Annotated in this window: 9 protein-coding genes and 1 pseudogene; all 10 read right to left on the bottom strand. The window is 48.4% G+C overall.

Going from position 1 to position 6,248, the window contains the following annotated elements; translation table 11 throughout:
• Positions 1-155: 155 nt before the first annotated feature.
• Complete coding sequence (locus TW77_RS21575) at positions 156-347, bottom strand: hypothetical protein (protein WP_156158727.1); 192 nt, start codon at positions 345-347, stop codon at positions 156-158.
• A gap of 4 nt (positions 348-351) precedes the next feature.
• Positions 352-567, bottom strand: coding sequence for a hypothetical protein (locus TW77_RS21570; protein WP_046007028.1), 216 nt, complete (start codon positions 565-567; stop codon positions 352-354).
• 243 nt (positions 568-810) lie between these two features.
• Complete coding sequence (locus tag TW77_RS21560) at positions 811-1,206, bottom strand: Mor transcription activator family protein (protein WP_046007026.1); 396 nt, start codon at positions 1,204-1,206, stop codon at positions 811-813.
• Positions 1,199-1,798, bottom strand: a complete 600-nt coding sequence (locus TW77_RS21555) for a gp16 family protein (protein ID WP_046007025.1) — start codon at positions 1,796-1,798, stop codon at positions 1,199-1,201. The genes TW77_RS21560 and TW77_RS21555 overlap by 8 nt, the downstream gene beginning before the upstream one ends.
• A complete protein-coding gene (locus TW77_RS21550) occupies positions 1,795-2,214 on the bottom strand; it encodes a DUF2528 family protein (protein WP_046007024.1) in 420 nt (139 codons plus the stop codon). Before TW77_RS21550 ends, TW77_RS21555 begins: the two co-directional genes overlap by 4 nt.
• 11 nt (positions 2,215-2,225) lie before the next feature.
• Complete coding sequence (locus TW77_RS21545; RefSeq protein WP_046007023.1) at positions 2,226-2,861, bottom strand: DUF3164 family protein; 636 nt, start codon at positions 2,859-2,861, stop codon at positions 2,226-2,228.
• Positions 2,854-3,072 carry a hypothetical protein gene (locus tag TW77_RS21540; protein WP_010385590.1) on the bottom strand — a complete coding sequence of 73 codons (219 nt, stop codon included), beginning with the start codon at positions 3,070-3,072 and terminating at the stop codon, positions 2,854-2,856. The genes TW77_RS21545 and TW77_RS21540 overlap by 8 nt, the downstream gene beginning before the upstream one ends.
• Before the next feature lie 2 nt (positions 3,073-3,074).
• Positions 3,075-4,217: an ExeA family protein gene (locus TW77_RS21535; RefSeq protein WP_156158726.1), complete on the bottom strand. Its 1,143-nt coding sequence runs from the start codon at positions 4,215-4,217 to the stop codon at positions 3,075-3,077.
• Positions 4,218-4,221: 4 nt separating this feature from the next.
• The gene (locus tag TW77_RS21530; protein ID WP_046007021.1) at positions 4,222-6,006 is read right to left on the bottom strand and encodes a DDE-type integrase/transposase/recombinase; all 1,785 of its coding nucleotides are present in this window, start codon (positions 6,004-6,006) and stop codon (positions 4,222-4,224) included.
• Positions 6,003-6,248 (bottom strand): annotated as a pseudogene (locus tag TW77_RS25435) (hypothetical protein); the annotation flags it as partial. The gene TW77_RS21530 and the pseudogene TW77_RS25435, both read right to left, overlap by 4 nt.

Here is a 6,248-nt window from a genome sequence, read left to right as displayed (position 1 = left end):
TGATCCAATGTACGAAAACTCACTACGGTATTGTGCGAAAACTCCGGGAATATCCGGGAGAGTACGGGACTGAGTGGGACAATATATTAAAAACGTTTTCATTATTTGAAAATCAGCGGCGGTCATAATTTCGCGCCGCTTTCGCCTAAATGTGGCTAGTTGATAGTTGGTGCAGTCTGGGCTCTTTGAGCCTCAGGGTGATTTTGATAGCCCAGTTTAGTTTCCTGGGCTGTATCAATTAGCTGCTGAAGCGCGATGCCTACATCCTCAAAGGACTTACACTCACACTGGTTCAAATAGCCAGCTATAAATTGTGGCGCAATTGCTGCCATGGCTTTTTCTTTCACTACTTTACTCTCCAATTTCATAAACACTATCAGCATCGAGCTTGGCTGATTCGATTGCTTCTGGGCTTGTCAGCTCCGTTACGTCTTCTTCTGTGTCGCAATTAAATTCGTCACTAGCTATCTGAGCAGCAAAAAGCGAAGGGTTTTCATCTGTTTCATCCGTTTGAACCACAACGTATTTGCTGGCCGTGACTTTTACTTCGAACCATCTGCTTGGCATACATCCCCCTTATTAAATACAGCGTCAAGCACAACTTGGTAAAGAGGTTGTGTTACAGGTTTCATCGGTCGCAACGATGGCCCGCCATTGCCATGAGGCACCCAGCTCTCAATTGGCGGATATGCTGCTGGGCCATTACCTCTGCTCTGTCCTGGCGTGTTATCGGTTATAACTGAATGTGCAACCACACCACTGATGGTGCCTGCACTAAACACCAGGGCCATAACACCTACAAGGTTTTGTTTACTCATGTATCCCCCATTGATCGTTTGGGCCTTGACCTTTACTGCTGTCGAATAGGTCACCCTGGACCTCATCTTTTTTAAGCTTTTCCATGGACCGTAAGACTTCATATATCCACTGCACGGAATAGCCATACTTTTTTGAAAGGGCTACGTGGTTATCTCCGGTAAATTCACCCCAAATTTGGTTATGCGTTAGGATGGTATCCAGTGATATGCCTTTACATACGTAAACATTCTCGCCGCCAAATGTATGGCGAACTTCATCGACAACCTCACGGCCTATTTCACCCGCTCGTTCTTTACCAACAATATCGGCTACACCACGCGTGACGACCTCAAAGATTGCCAGCAACATGCCTATCCCACGTTCTGAGCCTTTGCCGAGATCAGCCATTAGTTGCCTCCTCATAGCGGCCCAGCATCACGCCAATAAAGGCAAGCGCGGCTTCGAGTTGCTCAACATTGCACTTGCTGAAATTGCCGTGCTCATAAACGGTGCTTTTGGCCTCATGTTGTTCCTCATCGACCAGTGGCAACGCTCGTAGATCTGGCACCAGGTCTTTCAGCTCTGTGACCATTTCCCGCTGATACCAGCTTTTCAGCTGCTCAACCGCTGCGCCCTTATTCAGACGCTTTGCTTGCGATTTACTCCAATTCAACAATGCTTCTTCAGAACCATCACGCAGATAGCCACGGCTTTTCATGGCAATCCAGGTCTGGCGGAGTTTATCTAGAGGCGTTTTTTGATCCTTATCGCGGGTAATCGGAGAATTGCGCCCCTTACCGGCACGCTTTTTAGTTATCACCGTAAAGCCTTTGCTTTTCATGTAATCCAGAACGGTGTTCAGCTCACCAGCATTCATTTTTGAGCAGCTGTCCTTTCCGGTGCAGTGCACCAGGATTTCACGATAAAAAGCATCATCCCATTGCAGCTTGCCTTTGCCCACGTGGATTAACTGGATCAGCCTTGATTTACTCGGCTTCATAGCCACTCCTCAGATGGTCTGGGTAGCTTTGGCATTGCGTCAATTGCTTTGCTCGTTACATCACAATCAGGATCGACTACAAATTCAAATGGTTCACAGTGTTGTATCAAAATACCTTGTGAGCCATCCATTTTCGGCCAACCTTCCTGGCCTTCTCCTTTCTCACAATCAAATGCACTCATAACACCGTAGCTGTTGTAATCATGAGTCACTTGTAAGCACATGCAGTGCTTCGCCAGGTGAACCAGAACAGCAGTCATTACGTTGCCGTCCGCTTCATCCAGCCGGTCTTCCGCATCAATCCAGAAGTTATTGAGCTGATGCCACTGCGCCTCATTAATCTTGCTGTGGTCAATTGCGAATGTGACCTCATAATCGTTGTTACAGGTAACAATCACGCGTTCAAAATTAGACATAGTACGACCCCCTACAAAGACTTGCTAACCAATGGAATATGAACCCAGCCGCCCTGAGCATTGCGCTTATAAAAGCGCACGTACGTTTTTGTACTGGAGAGGATGATCGCGTCATCCAGCGCCTGCATGGCAGCGGTCCAGTCTTCACTGTCACTTGCCATCCGATACTTACGAAGTGCCATAATTCTGGCCTTGTTGTAGTTACCATCGCTATTTGTGCTAAAGGCGTCTTGAGTTACGTCGCGCAACAGCTGATCTTCACCCAGTGACTCCAGCTTTTCATTGATAACCTTGTCGATAAGCTCCTTTGCTACGTTGATTTCTGGCCCAAAGGTGATCTGGTCAGCAACGCCCACTTCGACCTTATGTTTCACATCGTAACTGGTTAAGGTCACGTTGCCTTTAGCACCGCCCACCTCAACGTTGTACTTGTGAGCCAGCTCAGCAACAAATTCATTGACGTCTCCAAATACCTTGCGTTTAAATTCATCATGCAGTTCAGACAGCGCTTCTGCATCACCCACAACACGAGTGACTAAATCGTGCTTTTCAATGTCCTGCGGCGCTATTTTATCCAGCGGTACCTGGAACCCACGGGCGTTAATCAAAAATGTTCGTTCTTCTTTATTAGGGGTTACTTCACTCATGGTTATTCCTTACATCTGATCTTAGAACTTGTTCGCGCTGGCCAAACACGTTTTGCCACTGGTCAACCTGCACATCGTGGTGCTTGGCCAGAAGCTGTTGCATCTGGTTGTCATCGCTCAATACGGTCTGAGCCTCTACCTTGGGGAGCGTAACCGTGTGGGTAAATGTGACCATTGCCACACCTGTGATCTGTACTTGTACATGCTCCATAACTACACCTTATGAACCAGTTTTTCGGTGATCTTGTTCTCACCAATTTGAGCTGCCAGGTTCATTACCTTAGCTGTCCAGGTATTAATACTGAGCGGATATGACCGGTCTAAATCGGTATCATCCAGGGCTATTCCCTGGCGAACCCGTGCATGGCATTTACCACGTAGTGCACTGATCGCGTCATCCGTAAAAATTGCATCGGCATCTAATCCCACTCGGGCAAACTTGTGGCGCAAATAAGCTGGCACATGTACACCCAGCGGCTGCATTTGGATCTGGTTACAGCGCCAGGTAAATTCGCGCACATTCTGCCCGGATAGCTTCTTGCGTAATTCCGACTGGCCTATAAGTACAATGCCCATTACGCGGCGAAACCCATGGGTCAGTTCCCAGATCCGCTTAAGCAACTTAATTACATCAGCATTCAGGTCATGGGCTTCATCTATTACCATCAGGTGCAAGTGGCCGTTGTTAGAGCTTTCAATTAATGCGTCCTCAATTGCGGCGTCCCGCTCTTCAGCACTGGGGCGGTGCTTTATTTGTAACGCGCGGCAAATAGCAGTTGAGATGGATTCGGCGGTAATTTTTCGCCGGTCCAGCCTGGCTGGCTGGATCAGAATGACATCCGGGTGGTCCTGCTGGATCTGATGAATAAAACAGCGGCGAATAATCGTCTTACCGCTGCCACACTCACCATACAAAGCGATCATGCTGCCTGCACTGGCCGCACTGAGCATGTCTTCCAGTATCACGCGGTGCGACTCCACTAAAAACACATCCGATTCACTGTTAATCTCATTTTCAAACGGGTCTCTGCGCATTTTAAAAAATTGTTTGGCTGCAACGGTTAACATTTCTGGCTCCGGTTCTTCATAGTCAACTTCTGGGTTTTGCGGTTTGGGCTCGTACCAGGTAAACAGCTCAGATAGCTGCTCCGGGTTGGCTCCTGCGTCTTGCAAAATGTCTGTGATTGCAGCCTCAATAGCTGCCTTATCGCATGTTTTTGGCCAATCAGCCTGCGTGGTTACACGGCTTAAACTGGCCTTACTAAAACTGTGTCCTCTTTCCTTTATTTGTTTCACTATGTGGGCTTGCTTAACTCCCAGTACTTCAATCACATGGCTAAGCTTTGTAATTCTCAAATCACTATCTCGCTATCTTCAGCACCGGCGCTTGTGCTACGCCCAGTTGCAGTTGTTCCACTACGTTATTAACTTCCGATTCAACAACATTCCTGGTAGCCAACCAGTCAATTTCGGCTGGTCGTAACTGACGGCCCAGTCGGCTGGCAACCGCAATTCGCAAATCTATTTCGTCAATGACCCGTCCTTTATGCTTGGGTGCCTCTGCAATCTGAGCAGCAACCGCACTATCTGGCGTAATGGATTCACCTGTTGGCGTGATCCGGGTTTCATGCGTCACCTCTTTCAGGTAAGAGTGCGCATTCAACTGGCCATCAAACGGCACGGCCTTATCCTTTTTGGCTTTTTGTATTTGCTCGTCATTCATACCTGGATAGGCAAGGCGATCAGCATCTTTTGTTGCTGTTTCAGTTGGGGTGTCTGCATGCTGGTCGTAGTTTTCACCAATAACAGGGGCGTCCATTCGAAAGCCCACGGCATCAAACTCAACGGGCTCAATCTGGTGATAAACAATTTCATCCAGTGGTGTTTTAATACCCACGAGTAAATCCGGTGAGTTGCCCACAATGATCGGGCTAACTTCCACAGTGATCCCGTTACTGATGTATTCAACCTCACTCAGGTCATAGGTCATCTGGCACTTCGTAACCGGATGGCGATAAGTCACCGTTAAATCACCTTTGACCTTGCGTGTTTCGGTGTCTTTGGTAAGCAACAATCGGCATGTCTGCTCGTCTGGCAACGCGCGCAGCCTGTGCCGATACTCCGGCTGATAGATCATCAGCCATACATCAAGGCGAGAGCGCTTGTGTCGGGAATGCAGGCAGTTTTGGCCCTTAATTTTGTTGGCATTAAATGCGCGTTGCCATGCCAACACGCTTTCATTAAGCTCGGCAACACTGTTAACAGGCTCCAGTAAAATACGGCTTTCAAACTGGGTTTCCACTAGGTCATTGCCATTTTCCACCGAGCCTTTGGCACGCGGGCTACCTGCTTTGTGCTCTATCGGGGTTACTTTCAGCGCTTTCAGTACATTTTTGATAGCGCCAGAGGTATTCGCACTGCCTTTGTCCCACAGCAGTTGCTCACACGGCCCCATAATTTCCGAGTTATCTTGCTGTCGCCAGCACCACATCAGAAAATCAAATAGATTAGCCTGGTTCTCGCCTGCGGCTTCATAGTATTTAACCCTTACAGCACCGCTAAAATGGTCTGTCATTACGTAACGCCATACGCGCAGGTGCTTAATTTTTTCTATGTTTTCAGGCTTGTTTGCATAAAAGTCGGCATCATTCATAAATTTTTGCCGCACACCTTTGCGCCGCCCGGGCGGGTAGTACAACAAACAGTATGAGGGGTCCACCTGGTGCACATGGTTTGGGCCCAGGCTGCGTAATTGCTTGTGTGGCTTGGCTTTATCCAGCTGTTTTATACTGGCCTGGCGCTTAGCCAGTACCCGGCTAATCTGGCTGGGGCTCAGGCACTTGTAGCCATTTTCAGCCAAAATGCTTGCTGCCACGGGCACGTTCATTACTCGCTTGCCATTTTCACGAACCGACAAATTCAGTATCGACACCATCAAATCAATGGCCTCTTCACTCATAGCTGTTGTACCTGCATCTCGGCGCTTGGCTTTACCGCTACCAAAACCCGCCTTTTTCAATCGCCGGTAAAATGCATGCTTGCTAACAGCCAGTGCAGCACAGCCCTGCTTCAAAATATCGCCTTTTTGCCCATGTTCGGCGCTTTCCAGCTTTTGACCCCAATACTCTATGGTTAAATCGCTCATACCAGCACCTCTTCGGCACCGTCAAAGCCCAGTTCCTGTAACCATTCACCACTGGGTTTTACTTCGTCCAGGTGGCCCAGGCTACTCTGTAACTGGTTCCAAACATGCGCCAATTCCTGCAACAGCTGCTTGGTGTCTGAGTAAAACGCCGAGGTCGCCACATGCCGGGTTTGCTCGTCCAGCTCCATAGTTTCTAGCTGCTCATTCAATACAAGCAACTGGCTAAACCCTTCCAGGATCTG

Source organism: Pseudoalteromonas rubra (assembly GCF_000967655.1).
Taxonomy (GTDB): domain Bacteria; phylum Pseudomonadota; class Gammaproteobacteria; order Enterobacterales; family Alteromonadaceae; genus Pseudoalteromonas; species Pseudoalteromonas rubra_A.
The sequence above is the reverse complement of the archived record's forward strand: the minus strand, read 5'-3'. Positions and strand labels throughout refer to the sequence as shown.